Source organism: Candidatus Nitrosotalea sp. FS (assembly GCF_011319475.1).
In the GTDB taxonomy this organism is placed as follows: Archaea; Thermoproteota; Nitrososphaeria; order Nitrososphaerales; family Nitrosopumilaceae; genus Nitrosotalea.
Map to the genome: position 1 here is coordinate 165 of NZ_RCMC01000202.1, position 818 is coordinate 982.

At 42.7% G+C, this 818-nt stretch carries 1 protein-coding gene; it reads left to right on the forward strand.

Translation table 11 applies throughout. The annotated features are described in order from the left end of the window. Positions 1-147: 147 nt before the first annotated feature. On the forward strand, positions 148-818 hold a 671-nt coding region (locus DYY66_RS07640; protein WP_178085590.1), incomplete at its 3' end, for a hypothetical protein.

The window sequence follows — 818 nt, forward strand, 5'->3', positions numbered from 1 at the left end:
CGTAATTGCGTGCGTGGTTCCTCTGATCTGAGACAGTTAGTGGCTAAATTCATCACTGCCTACAAGACTATCTCATCTGATGATGTGTAATTTTACATTACATACTAGATCAGATAACCGACATTACCATTTTTGGTAATAATGAATATGTTCCTTAGAACAAAGAACAGAAAGGCAATCAGTGCCGTGCTCACGACATTGATCATCTTGGTCGCTTCCGTAGTTCTTGGAACGGGTGTTGTACTGTATGGTACTAGCCTTTTCCAAACAGGAGCCCAATCATCGGGTGTTTCGACTCAAGGTGTTCACGTTTGGGCAAACTCTACAAGTACACCAACCTACGTGTGGGGTGCAGCTGAGGTAAGAAACAGTGGAGACAAGATATTGTCTGTTAATACAATTTCTGTACGTGGTACTCAAATCCCATTTGCAAATTGGTATTATGACAGCAATCCTATAAGAATCACTGCTGCAAACTTCCAATCACAGCTAACCTATACCGGAACTACTGATTACACCGGTGGTCCTCTTGGTATGATGAAAAGTACCAACTCAACAGTTTTGACAAACTGTCTGGCTCAAGCATCTGGAACCAAATTCGCTATAAACGAATTTGCTACTTGGAGTGCAAGCACACCATCCATGTGTTTCTCACAAGCATCTGGTCCAATTTCATTGAAGCCTGGTGACAAAGCAATAGTGTACTATCAAGTTCCAGCCGGAATACTGGGTACAGTAGATGCTGGTTCACAAAGTAGTGTAGCTGTATATGCTGGTAACGTAGGTGCGCCACAATCGGTTACCGTGGAAAGCAAATA